Origin of the sequence: Bacillus sp. ISL-35, assembly GCF_018613355.1 — a bacterium.
Taxonomy (GTDB): domain Bacteria; phylum Bacillota; class Bacilli; order Bacillales; family Cytobacillaceae; genus Mesobacillus.
Genome location: NZ_JAGGQK010000002.1, coordinates 20,225 through 39,856 on the forward strand (window position 1 = coordinate 20,225; position 19,632 = coordinate 39,856).

18 protein-coding genes and 2 riboswitches are annotated in these 19,632 nt (G+C 42.3%); of the genes, 13 read left to right on the forward strand and 5 right to left on the reverse strand.

Annotation, left to right across the window (positions count from 1 at the left end; all coding sequences use genetic code 11):
* Positions 1-68 precede the first annotated feature (68 nt).
* The gene (locus J7E38_RS03370; protein WP_214709524.1) at positions 69-437 is read left to right on the forward strand and encodes a YidH family protein; all 369 of its coding nucleotides are present in this window, start codon (positions 69-71) and stop codon (positions 435-437) included.
* Between the two features lie 3 nt (positions 438-440).
* Here the strand turns inward: J7E38_RS03370 and J7E38_RS03375 are convergent, their stop codons facing one another.
* Complete coding sequence (locus J7E38_RS03375) at positions 441-1,094, reverse strand: DUF3939 domain-containing protein (RefSeq protein ID WP_214709522.1); 654 nt, start codon at positions 1,092-1,094, stop codon at positions 441-443.
* Positions 1,095-1,644: 550 nt separating this feature from the next.
* Between J7E38_RS03375 and J7E38_RS03380 the strand changes: the two genes are divergently transcribed.
* From J7E38_RS03380 to J7E38_RS03400, 5 genes are all read left to right on the forward strand, one after another.
* Entirely contained in the window at positions 1,645-3,987 is a 2,343-nt protein-coding gene (locus J7E38_RS03380) for a sensor domain-containing protein (protein WP_214709520.1), read from the forward strand.
* Positions 3,988-4,033: 46 nt separating this feature from the next.
* Positions 4,034-4,133: riboswitch (guanidine-I (ykkC/yxkD leader) on the forward strand.
* 213 nt (positions 4,134-4,346) lie between these two features.
* On the forward strand, positions 4,347-4,670 hold the full coding sequence (gene sugE, locus J7E38_RS03385) for a quaternary ammonium compound efflux SMR transporter SugE (RefSeq protein WP_214709518.1): 324 nt from the start codon (positions 4,347-4,349) through the stop codon (positions 4,668-4,670).
* 188 nt (positions 4,671-4,858) lie between these two features.
* On the forward strand, positions 4,859-5,212 hold the full coding sequence (locus J7E38_RS03390; RefSeq protein ID WP_214709516.1) for a hypothetical protein: 354 nt from the start codon (positions 4,859-4,861) through the stop codon (positions 5,210-5,212).
* Between the two features lie 271 nt (positions 5,213-5,483).
* Entirely contained in the window at positions 5,484-7,280 is a 1,797-nt protein-coding gene (locus tag J7E38_RS03395; protein ID WP_214709514.1) for a TIGR04190 family B12-binding domain/radical SAM domain protein, read from the forward strand.
* Positions 7,281-7,446: 166 nt separating this feature from the next.
* A complete protein-coding gene (locus tag J7E38_RS03400) occupies positions 7,447-8,403 on the forward strand; it encodes a cation diffusion facilitator family transporter (RefSeq protein ID WP_215038169.1) in 957 nt (318 codons plus the stop codon).
* 45 nt (positions 8,404-8,448) lie between these two features.
* On the opposite strand, the gene J7E38_RS03405 is transcribed toward J7E38_RS03400, so the two are convergent.
* Positions 8,449-9,798 (reverse strand): hemolysin family protein, encoded by a 1,350-nt coding sequence (locus J7E38_RS03405; RefSeq protein ID WP_214709510.1) that lies wholly within the window; start codon positions 9,796-9,798, stop codon positions 8,449-8,451.
* Between the two features lie 489 nt (positions 9,799-10,287).
* Between J7E38_RS03405 and J7E38_RS03410 the strand changes: the two genes are divergently transcribed.
* Positions 10,288-11,355, forward strand: coding sequence for an ATP-binding protein (locus tag J7E38_RS03410; RefSeq protein ID WP_214709508.1), 1,068 nt, complete (start codon positions 10,288-10,290; stop codon positions 11,353-11,355).
* A 111-nt stretch (positions 11,356-11,466) separates the two neighbouring features.
* Here J7E38_RS03410 and J7E38_RS03415 read toward each other — a convergent pair whose 3' ends face one another.
* The gene (locus J7E38_RS03415) at positions 11,467-12,027 is read right to left on the reverse strand and encodes a GNAT family N-acetyltransferase (RefSeq protein ID WP_214709506.1); all 561 of its coding nucleotides are present in this window, start codon (positions 12,025-12,027) and stop codon (positions 11,467-11,469) included.
* 127 nt (positions 12,028-12,154) lie between these two features.
* Here J7E38_RS03415 and J7E38_RS03420 point away from each other — a divergent pair, with 127 nt between their 5' ends.
* Positions 12,155-13,423: a dicarboxylate/amino acid:cation symporter gene (locus tag J7E38_RS03420; RefSeq protein WP_214709504.1), complete on the forward strand. Its 1,269-nt coding sequence runs from the start codon at positions 12,155-12,157 to the stop codon at positions 13,421-13,423.
* A 47-nt stretch (positions 13,424-13,470) separates the two neighbouring features.
* On the opposite strand, the gene J7E38_RS03425 is transcribed toward J7E38_RS03420, so the two are convergent.
* The gene (locus J7E38_RS03425) at positions 13,471-14,601 is read right to left on the reverse strand and encodes a histidine kinase N-terminal domain-containing protein (RefSeq protein WP_214709502.1); all 1,131 of its coding nucleotides are present in this window, start codon (positions 14,599-14,601) and stop codon (positions 13,471-13,473) included.
* Between the two features lie 244 nt (positions 14,602-14,845).
* Positions 14,846-14,953: riboswitch (TPP riboswitch) on the forward strand.
* Between the two features lie 106 nt (positions 14,954-15,059).
* Here J7E38_RS03425 and thiT point away from each other — a divergent pair.
* From thiT to J7E38_RS03450, 5 genes are all read left to right on the forward strand, one after another.
* Positions 15,060-15,656 (forward strand): energy-coupled thiamine transporter ThiT, encoded by a 597-nt coding sequence (gene thiT / locus J7E38_RS03430; RefSeq protein ID WP_214709500.1) that lies wholly within the window; start codon positions 15,060-15,062, stop codon positions 15,654-15,656.
* 272 nt (positions 15,657-15,928) lie between these two features.
* A complete protein-coding gene (locus J7E38_RS03435) occupies positions 15,929-16,153 on the forward strand; it encodes a FeoA family protein (protein ID WP_214709498.1) in 225 nt (74 codons plus the stop codon).
* Positions 16,153-18,162 (forward strand): ferrous iron transport protein B, encoded by a 2,010-nt coding sequence (feoB, locus tag J7E38_RS03440; protein WP_215038170.1) that lies wholly within the window; start codon positions 16,153-16,155, stop codon positions 18,160-18,162. The genes J7E38_RS03435 and feoB overlap by 1 nt, the downstream gene beginning before the upstream one ends.
* Positions 18,163-18,184: 22 nt before the next feature.
* On the forward strand, positions 18,185-18,346 hold the full coding sequence (locus J7E38_RS03445) for a FeoB-associated Cys-rich membrane protein (protein ID WP_214709494.1): 162 nt from the start codon (positions 18,185-18,187) through the stop codon (positions 18,344-18,346).
* A 162-nt stretch (positions 18,347-18,508) separates the two neighbouring features.
* A complete protein-coding gene (locus J7E38_RS03450) occupies positions 18,509-18,973 on the forward strand; it encodes a helix-turn-helix transcriptional regulator (protein ID WP_214709492.1) in 465 nt (154 codons plus the stop codon).
* Between the two features lie 46 nt (positions 18,974-19,019).
* Here the strand turns inward: J7E38_RS03450 and J7E38_RS03455 are convergent, their stop codons facing one another.
* Entirely contained in the window at positions 19,020-19,538 is a 519-nt protein-coding gene (locus J7E38_RS03455; RefSeq protein ID WP_214709490.1) for a universal stress protein, read from the reverse strand.
* Positions 19,539-19,632: the final 94 nt, after the last annotated feature.

Genomic DNA, 19,632 nt, shown 5'->3' on the forward strand with positions numbered 1-19,632 from the left:
CATATGAAGGGGAAGCATGGTGCTCGCGTGATAAAATTTAGGTGATACAAATGAAAGAGGGGATTGAAATGGAAGAGAACAAAACGCTCGAATCTAAATATATCCAACAGCATCTTGCGAACGAACGAACTTATCTTGCATGGGTCAGGACATCCATCGCCATCATTGGAATTGGATTTTTGGCATCAAGCTTGCATTTCAACAGTATCAAGTCAGTGAGCCAGCTTGCCGATACAATCGCTGTTTTTGTCAGCATTTTTTCCCTGCTGATCGGTCTGACCATCCTTGCTCTTGCGACCATTCATTATTTTTCAGTACAGAAAAACATTAACAGCCAGACCTTCGAGTCGGCAAATAGTCTGATAAAGGTTTCAACAGGAATTATCTTTTTTATTTTCCTATTACTCGGATTATATTTAATCACTATTTTATTTTGATCTTTATATCATCGTGCTGTTTTCCTTTGGTTTTTTATGAGTGACAAGACCATCGTAATTGGTGATATACAGCTCGATTTCCGGCTCGACATCAAGACAATGAGCCTTCAACAGCTGATAATAGTTCACCCTGTTCGATGGATCATATGGCAAAACGGGAAACTCTTTAAATTCTTTCACATAGTGATCGACTGCTCTTTGGACTTTATCGAGTGTGATCGCAAGTTTTTTTTCATCCTCTGCAAAAATATCGTAGGTTTCCTTTGACATGTAAAATCTTCGGGCAGGAAAACCTTTCAAGATGGGGGCGAGTTGTTCTAAATCAATGCTATGATCGTCCTTTACAAGGATCGTTCGATAAACACCTTTTGGAAGTTGGTCTGAATATATTCTTACTGCCTGTCTAATCTCTTCCACACTGGAATCTATGATTGGCCAGGATTTTTTTTCCTCATTTCCGCCTTGCTTTTTCCTGATGGCAAACAAAACGTGAGCAACTCCAGCGATTGTGCCCATGATTGTGAACAAGGGATACAAACTCGACAATAGGTCAAAAAGATAGCCGGTTATTGGCCAGACGATTGCGGATAAAGCTTTCATGGCCGCTGTCCCATTGAACAAGTTCCCGTCTTTTTCGCTTTTTCTCCCGGTTTTCATAACAATTCCTCCCTTCAAAATTGCTCGACGTGTTAAATAGTTTAGAGCAAAAACTCTAACAGATGTTTCCCTCTTAAGAATTCCAGGTTTATGGCCGATACATATATAAGGAATAAGATTTTTTCTGAGAAGAATAATCGATGTGGAGTGTTGGGGCTGAACAAAAGAAAAAGAAGCTATTTCTACTTTCATTATATAAAATAGTTGCCCTCTTGTGGGGGATTTCGTTTTGAAAATTAAGAAAATAGTCTATTTAATCGCTCTTTTCATTGATGATTAATGTATAATATTGAAAAAGGTTTGTTCTTTAACAGGGAAATTGTCGTCTGGCCAAAACTGTAGTCCATTATAATAATAGGCTCTGTTTACTGCCTGACATGCATTGCATAAAAGAAGGCTCTTTGGTGCCAAAGTCAACGAATATTGGAAGCATATTCGAAATGAGCCCCGCTACCTGCAAGAATTCGGATCAAGTATTCAAAAAGCCGTATCCAATCCGAACGCAGCCATAAAAAAGACAGAAACGAGGGGCAGGATGGAGATTCCCCAAATGTACATATTTGACATAAAAACAATCGCTTTGACCGTTGTCTTCTTGATGATTTCATCAATTATGGCGGTCGAATTCAGCAGACAGATCAAAAAAAATACTGACAGAAAAAAACGAAGGATTGCTCTGTATTCACTGCTTCTGGCATTCACCTTTTTATTGACACATATTTTTGTGATCATATCAGCAGGTGTCCCCTTTTCAACAGGCAATTTTTATTTATTCTTTCTGCTGTTCTTTGGCATTTGCTCAATAGGGGCATATGCAGCTTTGAACCTTGCGCAAAGAGATATTGCCAATACGCCACAGTACATATACACAAGTTTGCTGATCGCCGCCAGCATTATGATTGCAGAGTATACAGCATTCTATATCATTTTCAGCGATACAATTGAGATTCAGTGGATTTTAACGGTTTTAAGCACTTTAATGGTGACAGTCACATCCTTTGTGCTGCTCAGGTTCCTGATGCAGATTACAAATGAGGATATTTATGAGTTTATAAAAAAATATAAATATTTGGGTAGTGTCTTTGGTGGTATGGCCTTAGGCGGCATCCCTTATATTGTCCTGACTTCGATGATGCCAATCACGGAAGGAGCAGGAATCCAATCTTTTATGGCTCCATTCATTTATATGGCCATGGCTAATTTATTCTTTATGCTCATCCCGGACCTTTTCGGTGAAAAATTAATCATGAAGAATGTCCAGTCCCATTTATCCTTGTTCAGTCATAACCCTGATTCAGTCTTCAGGGTTGATTTGCAGGGATCTATCTTGAATGTGAACAAAGAGGCCGTCGAGCTGACAGGCTATACAGCGAATGAACTCACTGGTCTCCATTTTATCGAGTTGATTGGCGGCAGCGAAGAAGGGGAGAAAATCAGGAGATATTACCGGAAAGTACTGAGCGGCGAGACGAAGGTGATAGAAACCTCCTTGAAAAAAGCGGATTCGACCTTCGCTGAAGTGAGAATCACGGCCGTCAGGATCATCGTTAAAAATACGACTGTTGGTGTTTTTGGAATTGTCAGGGATATCACAGAACAGAAAAAAGCAGACAAAATGATTGAGTACCTTGCGTATCATGATGAACTGACCAATTTGCCAAACAGGCGCAATTTAGAGAAAGTGATGGCAGGATTGTACATTAAGGATGAAACTTTTTCTTTGATTTACCTAGATTTTGACCGTTTTAAAAGAATCAATGACACGTTTGGCCACTCGTTTGGTGATAAGATTCTCGTGCAAATCGGCAGGGAACTTGCAAAGGTGACACCTGAGAACTGCCTGGTTGCCAGAATCGGCGGTGATGAGTTCGCGATTCTCGTGACAGAAGGGAATAAGCCGGAAATAGTCGCAGCAGAGGTGGTCAAGGCGTTCCAGTCACCGCTATTTGCCGGGGGAATGGAGTTTTTGATTACGGCAAGTATCGGGATTGCCCATTTTCCAGATGATACAAGCGATCTAGAGCTGCTGTTGAAGTACGCCGACATGGCTATGTATAAAGCGAAGGAGAACGGAACGAATAACTTCCAGTTTTTTGACGAGAGTATGGTCGATCAGGATGTCAATAAATTTGAATTGGAGAATGAATTGCGAAACGCAATCAATAATGATTCACTTACCGTTTTCTATCAGCCAAAGTACAATGCCAACACAAATGAAATAACCGGAGCAGAAGCATTAGCAAGATGGAAGCATCCTCGCCACGGAATGATTCCTCCTGGAGTGTTCATCCCGATTGCCGAGGAGGCAAACTTGATCGTACCGCTAGAGCGGATGATCATCAGGCAGGTGTTCAGCCAGCTTGTCACCTGGAAGGAGCAGAGGTACGAGGTTCCGCGGACATCCATCAATATCTCGATCATCCATTTTTATCAGGAGGATTTCGTGAAATTCATGCAGCAATCTCTTAAAGAGTATGATTTAGTGGGTGAATTGATTGAAATTGAAGTAACTGAAAGCATCATGATTAAGAAGGAAGACAGCATCAATGAACAGCTTCAGGCACTGAGGGGAATTGGGATTGAAGTAAGCATCGATGATTTTGGAACAGGGTACAGTTCATTGAGCTATTTGAGCAAGCTTTCAGTCGATCGCCTGAAAATCGATCAAAGCTTCGTTTCACACTCCCAGGAAAATCGCGAAATCATTTCTACGATTGTTTCTATGGCAACAAACCTTAAGTTGAAGGTCATAGCTGAGGGAGTGGAGACAGAATCTCAGATTGACTTGCTGAAGTCGCTGGGCTGCCAGGAAGTCCAGGGCTATTACTATTCGCCGCCTTTGCCATCGAATGAATACGAAACCATGATGAACAGAGAGCTCCTTGCGAATTAATGCATTCTTTTGACTGTGGAGTTCAATTATGATACTATTCCTATTATGAAAAGTCCTCTAGGGTTCCGCAGCAGCATTGCTGGACTGGTCCGAGAGAGGACGCACAGGAACACCTGTGTACACGGAGGGACAAAAACCCGGGAGATATCGAATGATATCTCCCGGGTTTTTTTAATGAAAGCTGTTTTCGCATTGAATGTTGCTTCGTACAAATACAACAACCCGCATTTGAAAGATTCGGAGCTCTTTTCGGAGATGCTTTCTAATCTAATAGGTGAGACTATTTGTATAGCCCCAGATGTTGGTGTGTGAACGCAACAAGATTTACGAAAAGAGACTTAGTGAAAGGAGCAATCAGTATGGCTTGGATCTTTTTAGTTATAGCTGGCATATTTGAAGTGGTATGGGCAATTGGCCTAAAGTATACGGAGGGATTTACCAAAGCAATCCCATCGTTGATCACTCTGGCCGGTATGGCAATAAGCTTTTACTTTTTATCCATGGCCGTCAAGACGCTGCCCATCGGGACCGCTTATGCCATCTGGACGGGGATCGGTGCTGCCGGTGCTGTCATACTTGGAATCATCCTGTTTGGGGAACCGCGTAATCTTTTGAGGCTGATGTTTGTCGCATTCATTTTAATCGGGATCATTGGTCTGAAGGCAACTTCGGGGAGCAATTGACCATATAGAAAGCAGACTGGCATTTCATGCAGTCTGCTTTTTTGCTGGGATTTCCGTCACGGATGAATCGAACTGAAAATATGTCGGATTTGAAAACATCAGGCTTATTTGTTACCAGTTTTGTAACATATCGATATGTTTAATGATGTTAAAATTGATTTATGCCAAATGAAGGGGAGCATGCTGAAATGGAAGGTTTATCTGAAATCGTCAATCTGTTAAAAGGGATCGAAAGTTCAATCGATTCCCTGAATAAGCGGACCGAAAGCATCGAGAAGAGACTTGACCGACTTGAAAAAGTGGATAGCATCGAACATCGCGTAACTTCAAATCAAATCGATATAACAGATATAAAAGACGCACTTGAAAGAATGGAAGAGCTTCAAAGTGCAAAAATCGAAAATATGCTGAAAGAATTAATGACCCAGACCGAAATGAAGAACAATTCTGAATTCAGCACAATCCATAAACGCCTTGATTCCCATTTATTGAAATTGGGAAGAGTCGAGGAAGAGATCCTGATCGTCCAGCAGGAAAAATAGATTTTGGAGAGATTGCCGATGTGCAGTCTCTTTTTTTTCGATAGCCTATTATAAATAGCTACTTACCCCTCCACAAAACTTTCATAAATCTGCAAACACTTGTCACGCATGGGATATATGGGGATTTCACACTTGTTAATGTTCAGCTGTTCACAAAATATATACCTTTGCCGGTCTTGGACGAAGGATGCCAGAGTTATGATTAAGGTGTAATCAGACATTTTCTGTTATAGGCAATCTTAATAGATTCTATTTTTTCGAGGTGAGTGCTTTGAAATACGATTTAGTCCTTCTCCATGCACCAAGTGTATATGATTTCCGGAAAAATGCATTGCTGGCTGGCCCAATCAGTGATGTTGTTCCGTCATCTCCAGTTTTTGAAATGTATCCTATTGGGCTGACAAGTATTGCTGAATATTTGGAACGTCAGGGACTGCGAGTGAAAATCATCAATATCGCCAACAGGATGCTGATGGATGAAAGCTTCGATGTGGAAAAGAAACTGAAAAAAGTCAAGACACGTGCCTTTGGGATTGACCTGCACTGGCTACCACATGCTCATGGCAGCATCGAGCTTGCCAAAATTGTCAAAAATCTTCACCCACAAACCCCCATCGTTTTTGGCGGACTTTCTGCTACCTATTACCATAAAGAATTAATTGAGTATCCCTTCATCGATTTTGTCATGAGAGGTGACTCTACAGAAAAATTGATGCTGCTGTTGATTAAGTATTTGAAAGACGGCACGCATCAGCTTGGCGGGATTCCCAACTTGACATGGAAGGATGGCAATACTCCGGTTTACAATCCGCTGAGCCATGTTCCGGACAGTCTGGATGAATTTGATATACCCGGCTACCGTTATACCATCAAATCAGTGTTCAAGTATAAAAACTTTCTGGATCCGCTGCCGTATAATGGCTGGCTCCAATATCCAAACACAGCGATCCTTACAGCAAAGGGATGTACCCAGGGCTGCTTGATCTGCGGAGGATCCAAGCAATCATATAAGGATAACTGCAACCGGAAGGTGCTCGCCAAACGTTCCCCGGAGAAATTGATTGAGGATATTTTGTTCATTCAGCGCTTCAGCAGGGCGCCAATCTTCATTCTTCATGATATCCGCCAGGCAGGCAAAGAGTATGTGGATGAGTTTTTTGATCGGCTCAGCAAAATCAACCTTAAAAACGAACTGGTCTTTGAACTGTTCCAGTATGCCAACGAAGAGTATTTTGAAAAAATCGAGAAGGCAGTGCCGAAGTACAGCATTGAATTGACCCTGGAAACCCATGATGAAAAGATTCGGAGATTCAATGGGAAATTCAACTGCACGAATGCGAAAGTGATTGAAACGCTGCAGGCTGCATTGAAGCACAGCTGCAAAAAAATTGATATTTTCTTTATGGTTGGCATTCCGCATCAGGATTACCAGAGTGCCCTGGATAATGTGGATTTTTGCGAGGAAATCCATAATGCATGCAGCGGGGATAAACGATTATCATATTTTGTTGCCCCGCTTGCTCCATTCCTCGATCCGGCAAGCCCGGCTTTTGAACAACCCGAGAAATACGGCTATAAAAAGTTCTGCCACACCATCGAAGACCACAGGAAAGCAATCACCCAGCCTTCCTGGAAATACATGCTCAGCTTTGAAACCGATTATATGACCAGGGATGAAATTGTTCAGTCAACCTATGAATCTGCAAGAAACCTGAATGCATTCAAATTAAAGCATGGCCTTGTCGACAAAAAGACGCATGATGAGGTCAATGAAAAAATCGACAAATCTCTTGAATATATTGAAAAAATCGATCAAATTGTCGCGCTGCCCGATGAAGAAAAAAACCGCCAGCTAACCTTGCTCAGCAAGGAAATGGAGGAGGTCAACAAGTACAGTATATGCGGAAAGCATGAACTGAAATGGGAAGTGAAAAAGCATTATGCAAATATCTTCTCACTGACTGCAATCGGGATTGAACTATTGGCAGAGGACATTTCAATCAATGTCAAGCAACGGTTCAACGCTTATAATAAACGAGTAGCAGAAGCCTCAAAAAGCAGAACATGATTCACCAGTCTAAAGCCTTCAGGATATCCTGAAGGCTATTTTTCTGCTGAAAAAAAGACTCCCCGTATAATGTTGTTCAACAAGTCGACCATAATAAATGTTTAAAGCAGCCATAAATGTGAAAAATGTAGAAGAAATAACATATAAAGTGATTTTCGGATGGAGGATGTCATCAATGATAGAATTTTTAAAAAGAGGTAACAAGTCTTCCGGGATTGCTGCGCTTGGGAATACATTCCTGGCAATAATCAAGGGTGTTGCGGCTGCTATTAGCGGAAGTGGTACAATGCTGGCGACGACTCTTCATTCGGTTGCGGATGCATTGAACCAATTTTTCGTTTTCATTGGCAGTTCCATTTCGGAAAAAGAAGCAACCAAACGGTTCCCAACCGGTTTTGGAAGGGTCGTGAACTTATTTGTTCTCGTTGCAGTTATCATCATTTCAATTATGGCGTATGAAACAGTCATCAAAGGATGGGAACTCATTCAGCATCCGAAGGCCTCATCAAATATGTGGTTGAATATTGTGATCATGCTAGTGGCGGTCCTGGTTGATGGAAGCATACTGGTAAAGGCGATGAAAGAAATTGCTCATGAAACGAGAAGTAAAGCAAGTGGGTTCGGAATTGTGCCAAATGCGTTTAAGAATGTCAGTTTCGCAGCACCGCCGACAAGGCTTGTTTTTTATGAAGATTTAATTGCAACATTCGGAGCGCTTTTAGCATTGGTTTCTATTGTACTGGCACAAGTAACTGGTTTTTATTTCCTCGATGGCATTGGAACCTTGCTGATTGGCATCCTGCTGATTGGGATTGCATTGAAAATTGGTTTTGAGAACACTGTGGGCCTTATTGGTGTCGCAGCACCAAAGGTTGTTGAGGACCGGATTGCCCAGCTAATCCTGTCCGATCCTGATGTGGTGGATATCAATAAACTTAGGATTGTCCAGGAAGGCAGACAGTATCACGTCGAAAGCTATCTTGAACTTCGCAAAGGATTGACACTGGCAGATGCTGATGATATCAAGTTCAGGGTCAGGGATAAGGTACTGACAGACCCCGACGTAGACGATGTGGTCATGGGAATCATCGAAGCGGATGACATCCAGACGTGGAAAGTGTAAATAAAGATGCAAAAACCCGGACAGATAAATCTGTCCGGGTTTTGCTTATGAGACAACTTCAGTCTTATTCATAAAAAAATTTTCTGTTGGTTTCTCTGGTTCGGGCTGTTTCGTTACTTCAATATACTTGATGTGATGTTCTTCCATCTCGATGATCTTGAAATTGTACGTTCCGAAGCTGACGATGTCACCTTGTTTTACTTCGTAATTCTCGGTTAGCATCCAGCCGCCGAGGGTATCTACGTCTTCATCGTTGATATCAAGTGAAAGAAGATCATTTACCTCGCTTACAAGTAATTTGGCATCGATGATATAGTGGCTTTCTTTGATTTTACGAATCATTGGCACTTCATCCATGTCGAACTCATCACGAATTTCACCAACAATTTCCTCAAGTATATCTTCGACTGTCACGAGTCCTGAAGTACCACCATATTCATCCATTAAAATCGCCATGTGTATGCGTTCTTTCTGCATTTTCACAAGCAAATCGTGGATAGGGATACTGTCGATGACCCGGATGATTGGACGAATATATGAATCTATTGTTTTTTTGCCGCGGTCCTGGTCATGAATCAGATCAGTCATGACCTCCTTGATATTGACGAGACCGACAATATGGTCCTTGTCTCCGTCAATGACAGGATAGCGGGTGAATTTTTCTTCTTTCACAATCTGGAGGAAATTCTCCAGCGAATCTTCCAATGACAGGGAAATGATTTCCGTGCGGGGCACCATGATTTCCTTGGCGATCCTATTGTCGAATTCGAAGATTTTATTTACATACTTAAACTCTGACTGGTTGATTTCACCGCTTTTAAAGCTTTCAGACAGGATAATGCGAAGTTCTTCTTCAGAATGTGCCAGATCAGTTTCAGAAGCAGGCTTAAGTCCGACAAGCCCGACTGCAAGGCGGGCAGATCCATTTAACAGCCAAATGAATGGATACATGATCTTGTAAAAAAGGATCAACGGACCAGCAGTATTCAACGACACCCATTCTGCTTTCTGGATCGCCAATGTTTTAGGAGCCAATTCGCCGATTACGACGTGCAGGAATGTAATGATTGCAAAGGCAATGCCAACTGCCAGGATATGGCTCAATGATTCCGAGATATCCAGAGTGTTGAATACCGGCTTTAGCAAATCAGCAATTGCAGGTTCACCTAGCCACCCAATACCAAGAGCAGTAATCGTGATTCCCAACTGGCAGGCTGAAAGATACTCATCCAGATTGGTAATGACTCTTTTTGCCAGTACAGCCTTTTTGCTGCCTTCTTCTATTAATTGATCGATTCTGGAACTCCGCACTTTAACGATCGCAAATTCTGATACGACAAAAAATGCCGTTAAAGCAATTAAAATGGCTATCCAAACCAAGTTAAATATGTCCAAATAAGTTCCCTTAGCCTGCAGATCTGCAGGTAAGGAGTCACCTCCCAGTAAACTGAAAATTAAGCTTTATTCAAGTTTCCATTTATTAAATAATTTTTTCAAGAATTGCAACGGCCCATTTCCGTGCGGCTGGACAGCCAGGGCCTATCTCCTGTTATGCTGTTCCGCCCGCTCGGCAGCTGTTACATTCTTGATACGATAGTTTGCCCCATCATACCACCTCAGCTTTTTCATTTAAATTTAATTATACCATATCCAGCTTAAGTCCGGGGAACATTAATGTGGTTGATAACAATGTATGAAACAGATACATAAAGTATGAAGTTTATGTTTAATTATATTGGAAAATTCTGATTATAACAATTTAATCGAATCATTAGCAGCAGAAAAATTTCCCAATGTTAAAATTTTACTTTTGATAATATTATTTACAATTTTGGTTTGAATCTTATTTAAATATTCAGTAAGATTAGTGAAAGGAGGGTGGACATGAGTAATCTTTTATCCAGTCTGGAAAGCAAGCTGCATAAACAAGGGAATACAAATGAGCAAATCTGGGTCGAGCCAACCACAGATTTTATTTGTAAAAGAACGCCTGACGGTCTCATTAAATATGTGACGCCGGCCATACAATCAATGCTTGGTTATGCCCCGGGTGAAATAGTCGGAAGACTGTACACCTTATTCGTACATGCAGAAGATTATAAAAGAATTGCCAATATCGCCATGCCTAAAGGGGAAGAGGTATGCAGCCTGACATACCGGTTAAAGCGTAAAGATGGAGTGTATATCTGGGTGAATTCACAAATCTCTGTCACACGCGATCCCAAAACGAATGTGCCTCTTGAGTTGATTTCAGTAACCAGTGATGTTTCCGCGAAGATAAAAGCAGAGCATTTCATCCTTGAATATGAGAAATTGAATGTTGTGGGCCAGCTTGCAGCAGGGATTGCCCATGAAATAAAGAATCCTTTGACAAGCCTTAAGGGTTTCATCCAGCTTATGAAAGCGGGACAGGAATTGAATCAAGGCTATTTAGCAATCATGGAAGAGGAAATCAAACGCATTGAAGCTGTCTCTAAAGAGCTGATGTTGATGGCGAAACCGCACAAGTCTGATATTAAAGCTTTCAACCTGAATGATTTGGTTGATCACGCTATTACCCTCCTGATGGCCGAGGCAGCGAAGAAGTGTGTTGAAATTACCAGAAAATCAACACTTGTGGATGGAATGTTTCTTTGTGATGGGAACAAGATCAAGCAGGTGCTGATCAATTTGCTTATGAACGCGATTGATGCGATGGAACTGCCGGGTAAGGTGACCGTGGAGATTTCGAAATCAGAGGAAGTTTTGACTATTATAGTCTCAGACACTGGTAAAGGGATTCCTCAGGAACATCTTGATAAGATCGGCAAACCTTTTTTTACGACAAAGGAGAACGGAAATGGTCTTGGCCTGATGATCTGCCATAAAATTATCGAAGAGCATAATGGCAAGATGAATGTGGAATCGAGTTCAAAGGGGACGATATTCACTATCAGTCTGCCAATCCAGTGAGTTGTCACCAGCACAATTGAGGAATCATTTCACCTGCTTAGTTTCTGCTGGTATAAATTCATCAACCGGAGACAACCCGGTACGTCTTAAGAGCAAATAGCCTTAAGAGGATTAATAAAATGCAGTTGACCGGCTTTTCCACTCTCTTGCCAGAAGTCCATATACAATTAAGTCGTGAAAGTTTCCATTCAAGTATTCCCCATCACGGATGACTCCCTCCTCGCGAAAACCAAGCTTAACGGGTACTGCCTTGCTTTTATGATTGTCCTTACCGCATCTTATCTCTATTCTGTTCAAACCATGCCCGTAAAAAGCATGGTCAATCACTGTCTTCACACACCTGATTATAATACCCCTGCCTTGCCAACCTTCCCCTAAATAGTAGCCAATGCTTGCCTGGGAGTTATTCCAGTCAATAGCATGAAGGCTGATACTTCCCGCCAGGACACCCCGGTATCGAATTCCAAAGTGGAAGCTGCTTCCTTCTTGTGAACCTTTCTCCCACATTTGAATGACTGAGTAAAGTTGACCCGGAGAGTTGATACCATCTATCCAGGGAAGCCATTTGCGAAGATAATTTCGGTTAGAATCCAAAAGCCAGAACAATTCCCCTGCATCCTGTGAACCAAAGAGATTAAGGCTGATCCCAGAATCGGTTTTTAAATAAAACATCCAATACCTCCTGTATGAATCATGAACGGGAATTTATACCAAATATCGGTCGTTGGTTTATAGGGAATGAAAGAGGGAATAAATCTTTACATTCTTTTTTATACTTTTTTAAACTGGGAGGAAAATTATGAAACTGACGACTAAAATATTGATAGGCCTTGGACTTGGTGCCATGACTGGGCTTATCCTTAACATCTTTGCACCTGAATTGTTCACTGTTCTAGATAAATTCTTATTTACGCCCCTAGGGAAGATATTCATCAATTTAATTAGTATGCTTGTCGTGCCCATTGTCTTGTTTTCAATCATTCTTGGTACCGCAGGACTGGGTGATCCGAAGAAGCTCGGCAGGATTGGCTTTAAGACTGTAAGCTACTTTTTAGCGACAACAGCAATTGCGATAATAATAGGTCTTGCTCTGGCCTACCTTATCAAGCCAGGGTTGATGGGCCAATTTGATACTGCTGGAGCTGAATTCAAAGCTGAAAAAGCACCGCCAATAAGTGAAACCTTTTTAAATCTTATTCCGGCGAACCCATTTGAAGCACTGACAACAGGAAATATGCTTCAAGTAATTGTCTTTGCGATATTCATCGGTATAGCCTTGACTGCCCTAGGTAATAAGACCAAAGGAATTTTGAACCTAATCGAACAGGGCAATGACATCATGATGTATTTAGTAGGACTTGTAATGAAGTTTGCTCCATACGGAACATTTGGTTTGATTGCAACTGCTATCGGCAGCCAGGGACTTGACGCAATCAAGGCTATGGGTGTATACATGCTTGTTGTAGTTCTTGCTTTAATAATCCATGCAGTGATGACTTATGGATCAAGTGTATACTTCCTTGGGAAAATGAATCCTTTCAAGTTTTTCAAAGGATTCTCACCGGCTATGGGGGTTGCGTTCAGTACATCAAGCAGCAACGCAACGCTTCCGGTCTCAATGGAAACTGCCCAGAAGAATCTTCGTGTTCCTGAATCTGTTTCAAGCTTTGTCCAGCCGCTTGGCGCCACGATCAATATGGACGGAACGGCAATCATGCAGGGTGTAGCGACTGTCTTTATTGCCCAGGTTTATGGAGTAGACCTTTCAATGACTGAGCTGCTGACAGTCGTTTTAACTGCTGTACTTGCAAGTATTGGAACCGCAGGTGTGCCGGGCGTAGGCTTGATCATGCTGGCAATGGTTCTCCAGTCTGTCGGTCTGCCTGTTGAAGGTATCGGCTTAATCCTGGGAATTGACCGTCTTCTGGATATGGCGCGTACAGCTGTGAATATCACAGGCGATGCAGCATGTGCAGTCATTGTCGCTGAAACGGAAAAAAAACATACCGTTCAAAAAGAGAAAAGAAGAATCACAAGTACAGAGGACAATCGTACACTTGAGTATTAAGGATAAATAAAAGACCCTGCCGGCACCGGCAGGGTCTTTTTGTGATGTTAGTTCTCCATCCTTATTAATGGCAAAAGCATGATGAATGAAGTTTTATCCGGCTCTGATGAGCAGGCAAGAATACCTTTGTGCTTCTCGATGATTTCACGGCAGACAAACAATCCCAGGCCGGTTCCGAGAGTTTTCGTCGTGACGAAAGGCTCGAAAATCGTCTTCAGTAACTGGTCGGGAATGACAGGGCCATTATTGGAAATTTCGATTTTTATATGTGTATCATTCACGAAGTATCCCTTGATTTCAATTTTAGGGTCAGCCCGGTACTGGCTCAGGACATCGATTGCATTAAAGATGATATTGATCAAAACCTGTCTGATTTCATCGGCATATCCATACAATTCCATATCATCTGCTACTTCCTTGACAATCCGCACATTGGTGTCGAGGATGCTGGGATATAGGAAGTTCAATACCTCATCAATCATTTTATTTAATGAGAAAAGGTTTTTTTCCTTTCCAATTAGTTCTTTTTTAGAAAGAAGCAGAAATTGTGAAATCCGGAAATTGAGTTGGTCAAGCTCGCTGGATATGATATCAAGATACTTCATATCCTCGTGTTCGGATCTCAATAGCTGTATAAATCCCTGGATGGAAGTCAGGGGATTGCGGAATTCATGGATAAAACTTGATGTCATCTGGCCGAGCAATGTCAGCCGGTCCTTATGGGTAGAGTCGATAAATTGGTTTTTTTCCTCAATGATCTTGTTTTTCTGTTCATTGTAATAAGATACCGCGTAATACAGGAAGGTATCAAAACAGTAATTGATTCGGTTGATGGACTCCTGCATCTCATTCCACTCCATATTCATTTTGTGCAGATGCTTGTAGAGTACAGATCGTCCTGAATTAACATTGTAGACAAAATCTCCAATATTGATGTCAGCGCGAACTCGTTCTTCTCCTACCATAAAAGCAAGTTTTTGGAGATGTTCTTCCAGCTCTTCATTTGTCTTGGAAAAAACGGAGAGAATGATTTCATACATTTTCTCAGCATTCTTGGCTATTTTCTCTTTATATGGATCATCTTCCGAGACGATAATTTTAACAGTCCAGTCGGCAATGAGTTGTTCCCTTTCACTAGTCAGGAAGCTAAGCAAACGGTTATCCGTAATTGGCAGCATTTTATTAAGTCCCCCAGTTTTTCTTTTCGGTATTAAAGATTCGAGGTAAACCGCGAAATCCCTTTGTCGAAAATTAAGAACATCCGCTGAATAGCGTCGAATCGGTAAAAACGTGACAAAAGACCGATATTTTTAGCATCTCGGGGTGAGATTTGTCTTTTTTGTTTCGACAAGGATTGGAAAAACAATATTTGACTTGTTATAGGATCGAAGAAGTAGTATATTCATAGTGTAGAAACTAAATAATAACCACAAGGGGAGCTGCCAGAGTGCAGCTGAGAGTGAGCGCCCGAGTTCTTACCCTTTGAACCTGTTAGTTAATGCTAGCGAAGGAATGTGGATGCGATAGGAAAGCAATCATGGGAATCCTATATCGATCCCTGATTGCTTTTTTTGTTTCTGAAGCAGAAAAGGCGTGTTGAAAACGGACCTCATTCTGGAAAGAAGGAGGAACAGATATGAAACAAAAACAAACATTATTTTTAGTGGAAGTAGCAGTGTTTTCTGCTCTGGCTTATTTGCTGGATTTATTTTCGGGGTTTTTATTTTCTCGAATCTGGCCGCAGGGCGGTTCAGTATCAATCGCGATGGTACCGGTATTCCTGATGGCATTCCGCTGGGGAATTAAAGGTGGCGCCATCACAGGGCTTCTGCTGGGTCTATTGCAATTCATCCTGGGCTTCTCGCAAATATTCCATCCTATACAGGGGATCATCGATTATTTGGTCGCCTTCACGGTATTAGGATTTGCCGGTATTTTTGCAAGACAGATCCAAGAGAATATCAAGAGTGGAAATAAGAAGAAATGGATTGGGTTGATCATTGTGGGTACCTTCATTGGAAGCCTGCTTCGCTTTATCGCTCATTTCTTTTCCGGCTGGGTCTTTTTCGGAGTTTGGGCGCCAGAAGGACAGCCGGCATGGCTGTATTCACTCATCTATAACGGAACCTATATGATTCCAAGTATGATACTAAGCGCAATCATCATCATTCTTGTCATTGGCTATGCTCCGTCGAGGATGGTCAAATCAACACTTGTAACCAATAAAATGTGATAAAAAGGAGAGCTGACAAATTGTTCAGCTCTCTTTTTATATGGGCTCTGATAAAGCTGAATGATGATTTAATTCAGAACTGTTATCCGGAAAAATTGTCAATTCTATGGAGTTTTCCTTATTCCCATCTGTTAAAAGGGTGTTTTGTGATTTATGTCACAGTGAAAGAGACCTGAAACTGATTAAATAAAGATAATCATTCTCAATTAGTAAACTACTATCAATGATATTCTGATACAAAAAATCTAACAAACTGAAAAAAGGTGATGGCTATGCTGGGAAATTTAAAGACTGGTGAAAAAGGCCGGATCATGAATATTGCTGGAACTGACAAATTTGTCAGAAGAAGATTGCTTGATTTCGGAATCGCTGAAGGATCGGAAGTATGCATAAAATGCATTCTGCCTTTTGGAGGCCCGGTCATGGTTGAATCGTGCGGCCAATGCATAGGTATCCGACGCAAAGAAGCATTACGGATCGAAGTGGAGCGATTATGATGAACATCGCGCTTATCGGCAATCCGAATACCGGTAAAACTTCGTTATTTAATAACTTAACAGGGTCATATGAATATGTTGGCAACTGGAACGGAGTAACTGTCGAAAAGAAAGTTGGCCTGTTCAAGAACGGAAAGGATCAGCTGATTGATTTACCTGGAGTCTATACGCTCAATCCATTGTCAAAGGATGAAGGTGTGGTTACGAACTTCTTCCTGGAGGAATCATTCGAGAAACTTTTGAATATCCTGGATGCGTCGCAATTAAGGCGTAATTTGCACCTTACCATGCAGCTGCTGGAATACGGTGCGCCGGTCACTATTGGTCTGAATATGCTGGACGTGGCAAAAAACAGGGGCATTCAAATTGATATTGAACAGTTGTCAAAATCATTGGGAGTCCATGTTGCTCCTGTTGTGGCAAGATCCGGAAAGGGCTGTAACGAACTTGCTGAACTTGTTACAGGAGAAGCACCACGATCTGGCAAAACAAATCTTGTCTATTATGGAAAAGCGATAGAGGAGGGAATCCTCCAGCTTGGGCAGAAGTTGAATGGGAGGACACGACATCCTGTTCGCTGGCTGGCCATTCAGCTGTTTGAAGGCAATCCCTATGTTAAAAACTATTTGACTAACTTTTTGCCATTGGCAGAAATTGAAGCACTTGTCGACTCTGTCACTGTTGCAGAGCAGCAACAATCAGGGTGCAAACAAGCCCTTGACCAGTTGATCCACCGCAAAAGAAGTGATGCGATCGATAAAATCGTGTCTGCTGCCACAACCAGACCGGACAATGGAAAAATACCATTGACTGAGAAAGTTGATATGGTCGTGACGAATAAATTCCTTGGGATCCCAATCTTTCTTGTCCTGATGTACATCATGTTCATGCTTACCTTTGACTGGCTTGGCTTCCCACTGTCAGATGCATTGGACATAATCTTATCCGGACCTGTGACAGCTGGAATCGCGGCGGCACTGAACTGGGCAGGAGCATCCTCATTCATAAAAGACCTCGTGCTTGATGGAATTGTTGCCGGAGTAGGTGGAGTTTTGGTCTTTGTGCCGCAAATCTTCATTTTGTTCTTTTTCATTTCGCTGCTTGAGGATTCAGGGTATATGGCCCGTGTCGCGCTGGTCATGGACAGGTTGATGGAATCTGTCGGCCTTAATGGGAAGGCATTCATTCCCATGATGATCGGGTTCGGCTGCAATGTGCCAGGCATCATGGCAGCAAGGACCATTGAGACACCAAAAGAGAGATTAATGACCATCCTGCTGACGCCGCTGATGTCATGTTCAGCAAGGCTTCCTGTATACGCTTTGTTTGTCGGTGCGTTTTTCACAGGGCATAAGGCTGCTGTCGTTCTTAGTTTGTATGTACTAGGTGTTGTAGTCGCCCTGATTCTGGCCAAGGTCTTTTCAAAGACACTGTTGAAAGGGGAAACCTCCGTTTTTGTCATTGAACTGCCTCCATACAGAATGCCGCAGGCAAAGGCGCTTTGGAGAAGCACTTGGGATAAGGGGAAAGGTTTCGTGAAAAAGGCGGGTACATTCATCTTTGCAGGCTCTGTCCTGATTTGGCTGCTCGCGTATGCTGGTCCGGAAGGCGTAAATGTCAGCATGGATGAAAGCTATCTGGCGCTTCTGGGAGGAATCTTTGCACCACTATTCGCTCCTATAGGATTCGGCACCTGGCAGGCAAGTGCTTCCCTTTTCACCGGTTTCCTGGCGAAAGAAGCGATTATTTCAACCATGAACATCATCTACTTTGTCCCGGATGAAGCAAGTCTCCAGGGGCTGCTGGCGATTCATTATACACCACTTGCTGCTTACAGTTTCATGGTGTTCATCCTGCTGTATATTCCTTGCCTCGCGACTACAGCGACCATTTATAAGGAAACAGGCTCGAAACGCTGGACCGCCTTTTCAATCGGCTATGCGCTGGTCATCGCTTATCTTTTGTCGCTGGCCATCTACCAGGGCGGAATGCTGATGGGATTTAGCTAAAAGCTGGAAGGAGGAAGGGAACATGATCGCAAATATTTTAATAGGCGGGGCCATTTTCGGCTATGCCGGATGGGCCTTCTACCGATTCATCAAGAAATCAAAAGAAGGAAAATGCGCTGCTTGCTCCATTCAAAGCTCCTGCTCCAGCAACTGCAGCATCAGCCAGAAAAAACAGATTAAATAAGAAATGGGGGTGCGGAATCGTCAATATTCTGACCCCCTTTTTATATCTCGAACAAAATAATGCTTCTTTTCGATCATTTCAGAATCAAATAGTAAAAAGTATTTTGAATTTCGAGTAAACAAGTGTAAAATTACACTAAAAGAACTAAAGAGGATGAAGCGGATGACGAGAGATGAAATCATAAGCAGGGTTTCGGAGAAATTGAGGGTACTAAGGGCAGAGGTTGGCTATACCCAGGATAAAATGGCTGACATCATTGGAATCTCCAAAAAAACACTTGTCCAGATCGAAAAAGGCAGGGTTCAGGCCGGGTGGTCAACAGTCGTGACAATCTGTGCCTTGTTCAGGGAAACGGAGACGATTCAGTTTTTGTTCGGCAATGAACCACTTGAGGTCCTCGAAACGATTGCCCATGAAGGTACGGATTACCGAAAAGAAAAGACATTGGGAGGGAAAGTCTGGTGGCGGGAAGTCGCCAGGGATGGCGGCTTTGTCATGCAGCAAAACATTCTGAGTCAGCATTACAGAATCCTCGATGAAGATGATTTCCGGATTTTCAGCAGTTTTGAAGAAACAGAAACCAGGGAGCGTTTGGAGGAACTTGCCTCCGAAGCGATGAATGAATAATACAGAAAGCAAGAGCCGGGCAGTATTTACCCGGCTCTTGCTTTGTTTATTTGGCTATAAGTACATGGCAATGAGCGTTATTTGCAACTTTTTGGCTTACGCCTCCGAGGAGCTTTCGCTTGATTCCTTCGTTCCCGGACTGGCCGATGATAATCAAATCCGCATCGACATCCCTTGCATATTCTAATATACCTTCTGCGGGGTTTCCTTCCAGGATTGAAAAGTCGGTATCAAGATCAAGGACCTCCAGCTCAGCCTTTGCGTTATTGAATGCTGTTTCAGAGCTATGAGTAATGATTGCGTGCTCTGATTTCCCAAAGGCACCTTGTTCTGTTGCCAAAGGAGGCACCTGGACTCCATCTGCGGGAAAGTTGTTAATCGGCAGGGGTTCGATTGGGCGGTCAGTTGATTCAACCAGTTCATTTTTCACCTTTTCTTCATATACATGACCGACAAACAACTTGACTCCGTCTAAGTTTCTTGTAAGATCCTTCGTCAACTGAAGGGCCTTCCGAGCACCAGCGGAATCATCATAAGCAAGAACCACGTTTTTTATTCCAGCCATATTCATCTACCTCCAGGGTTAGTACTTCTTATTTACTGTTCATTACCCCTATTTCAAAAAGAACTAACGCTTAAAATAATCCAGCATACCCTCA